The 3,081-nt window shown below is 45.1% G+C and carries 2 protein-coding genes and 1 pseudogene; all 3 read right to left on the bottom strand.

Annotated features, from left to right (window positions below):
* Nucleotides 1-367 precede the first annotated feature (367 nt).
* Nucleotides 368-1,435, bottom strand: coding sequence for a pentapeptide repeat-containing protein (locus tag WBA89_RS08040; RefSeq protein WP_424405426.1), 1,068 nt, complete (start codon nt 1,433-1,435; stop codon nt 368-370).
* Between the two features lie 108 nt (nt 1,436-1,543).
* Nucleotides 1,544-2,392 (bottom strand): alpha/beta fold hydrolase, encoded by an 849-nt coding sequence (locus WBA89_RS08035; RefSeq protein ID WP_424405424.1) that lies wholly within the window; start codon nt 2,390-2,392, stop codon nt 1,544-1,546.
* A gap of 206 nt (nt 2,393-2,598) precedes the next feature.
* A pseudogene (locus WBA89_RS08030) lies at nt 2,599-3,081 on the bottom strand (RNA-guided endonuclease InsQ/TnpB family protein); the annotation flags it as partial.

The following is a 3,081-nucleotide window of genomic DNA, read 5'->3' as shown; positions in this document are numbered from 1 at the left end:
ACTGTTAACTGTTAACTGTTGATGGTTTGAACAATACCGATACAACCGAAAACGATATGATATCAATTCCTGTTGCGCCGTCAGATGACTTTGACCGTCAACAGTCAACCGTCAACAGTCAACCGTCAACTTTAATTTAGTATTCCGATGCAACCGGAATTGATATAATTTATCACCTGACAGTGCAGCCGGAAACGATATGCACGAAAACAAGTCGTTCAAGCCAAAAAAACGGGTCAAAAAAACTGGGTTTGTGCGATCGATTATTCAACAAACCCTAAGTAAGTCGTCGCGAATATTTATCGTTAGGTTCGGACAGGAAGCAGGAAGCACGAGGTTTGAGGGAAAGCGTGCGATACCAAATCAATTAGCTGTGAACAGTACCGTCGGGTAAGATTACACCTGTTAATCTAGCTCCCGTGAGTTTTACCATTACCCGATCGCCATAACCGATTTTAGCACCCGTTAAATCCGCACCGCTCAAGTCTGCACCGCTCAAATCCGCTCCGATTAAATTTGTTTCTGTCAAATTGGCATTGATCAAACAAGCACCTAACAGGTTTGCTCTGAACAAGTTTGCTTTGTGCAAATTCGCGCCTGTGAGGTTGACGTTGTGCAGAAAAGTATCGCTTAAGTCGGCTTCACTCAGGTTTGCATTGCTCAAGTTTCTCCCTGAAAAATCCTTTTCTTTTAAGGAAGCTCCTTTGAAGTTAGAACCGCTCAAATCCGGAGCTTGCGGCGCAGCTTGGCGGTAAGACTGAGATGGTTCCCGCTTTGGCGATTGGTAGCGGGAAGCCTCAGAATAGGGCCCTGTCGGATTTGGAGCATATTTTTCAGCATATTTTTCAGCATAATTGCCAGCATAATTTCCTGAAGAAGGCTCGGAATAGTAGCGGGGCTCTTTTGGTGTTGTCGGTGGCGACTGGGTGTTTTGTTGCTGGGTGTTTTTGTACTGAGTGTTTTTGTACTGGGTGTTTTGTTGCTGGGTGTTTCTGTACTGAGGATTTTGTTGCTGGGTGTTTTGTTGCTGGGTGTTTCTGTACTGAGGATTTTGTTGCTGGGTGTTTCTGTACTGAGTGTTTTGTTGCTGGGTGTTTTGTTGCTGGGTGTTTCTGTACTGAGTGTTTTGGTACTGGGTGTTTTGTTGCTGAGGATTTTGTTGCTGGGCGTGTTTTTGTTGGGTGTGTTTTTGTTGGGTGTTTTTTTGCTGAGCGTTCTGATTCTGACCTCTTGACTGAATCGATCGCAATTGTTCGCGAGCTTGATTAATTTCCTTAATCTTTTCTTCAGCTTTCAGCAGTAGTCGGGGATTGTCTTTGGGGATGCGATCGGGATGCCAAATGAACGCCAAATCCTTGTAGGCTTGCGTAATTTCTTCTCGGGAAGCTCCCGGCAGCAGATCCAGGACTTTATAGTATTGGTCGAGGTCGTTCATATTACCACCTTTCGCTTTAAGAAATTACGAATTAAAAATTAAGATCGGAGTAATGACAGCTTTAAAAGCTGGCTTGTCCGATCGTACATTAATTAAACAACAACTCAACTACGCCGCTGCGGGCAAAAACTCTCGGATGCGCTGCAAATATGTTGGGGCATCCTCCAGCATCGGAAAGTGAGCCGTATTGGGAATTATAACAAATTCTACTTTTTTGCTGAGGGAGGCTGCTTGTTCTCCCATGACGGCGGGGATAATTCGATCGAATTCTCCGGCTACCAGCAGCGTGGGAACGCTCAACCGCGCGAATTCTTCGGGCATTTCCTCAGCAGCTCTTTTGCTGACGGCCGTCACCATTGTACCAATAGCAGCTTCCTCATCTGCCATTAAGAAATCCTTGAGAAACGCCAGACTTACCTCTGTAGGGAGAGATTGGCGCAAAAACCGGGCCATAAAGATGCGATCGGCAAACGGAATAGCAGCCAGCCAAGACGGCCGAAATTTCACGACATAACCGCCGAATTTATGAAAAGTTGTAAAGGCTTTCTCGTCGTATTCAAAAATCCCGCTGCAAGTAAGAATTGCTTTTTCCACTTTTTCAGGATAAAGGTTGAGAAATAAAGTCGCAATAGATGCTCCTGTAGAGTGAGCGTTGAGAAAGACGCGGGGTAAATTCAGAGCTTCTAATAATTCGGCTAAGTCGCGGGCGTAGGTTTCGAGTTCGTAACTGGATTTAGGAGGTGAAGGAGGCAAGGGCGATCGACCAAATCCTCTCATATCGTACAGCAAACAATCAAAATCGCCAGCCATCGCCCGCGCCGTGCTTTCCCAGTAGCGCGCCGAGCCGGCCCAGCCGTGGAGAAATACCATTATTGGCTTGCCGCTAGGTCGATCGGCATTATCTGCCGTTATCCACTCGTAATAATGTTCTACACCGCCAATTAAAATGAAAGCCATGATATCAATTTTAGATTTTAGATTTTAGATTTTAACCCATAATTGTTCACTAAATACCCAAATTCCCGACTTCTTAAAAAAGTCAGCAATCTCAAGACTGCATCCATCAAAAAAATCTGAGTTAAGCCGCGTCAATCCGCCCGCATCAGCGGCCAAAAATCATACACTTGACACTCTCCGGCGTGAACGCACGGAGATTCTTTAATCTACGAGCCGACTTGCTGAGGCAGGATTTCTCCAACAACAGTAGAGGTTAACTCTCCTAAAGCGTTACTTGGCTCAAGACCAAAGGTTCCGATATGCCCTATCGTACCCAATCCCCGACTTAGGATGTTTCTAGCTGCATTGAAGTCACGATCTAAAACACAACCGCACTTACAAACGTGCGTTCTTGTAGATAGCGTTTTCTTGACAATTACACCGCAGACGCGAGCATTCTTGGCTGGTATATTGCGGATTTACCGCCACCGTCACGCGCTCAAATACTTTTCCGAAGTATTCAAGCCAAACACGAAATTGATACCAAGAAGCATCGTTGATAGACTTAGCTAAGCAATGATTTTTCACCATGTTTTTGATTCTCAAATCTTCGTAGACGACTACATCGTTTGACGAGATTACGCACCTTGCAAGTTTTATTGCATGGTATGAGCGCTGTCTACTTATTTTGAGGTGGCGTTTGCCTAGAA

The organism is Microcoleus sp., from assembly GCF_049646505.1.
Lineage (GTDB): Bacteria > Cyanobacteriota > Cyanobacteriia > Cyanobacteriales > Microcoleaceae > Microcoleus.
The sequence above is the reverse complement of the archived record's forward strand: the minus strand, read 5'-3'. Positions and strand labels throughout refer to the sequence as shown.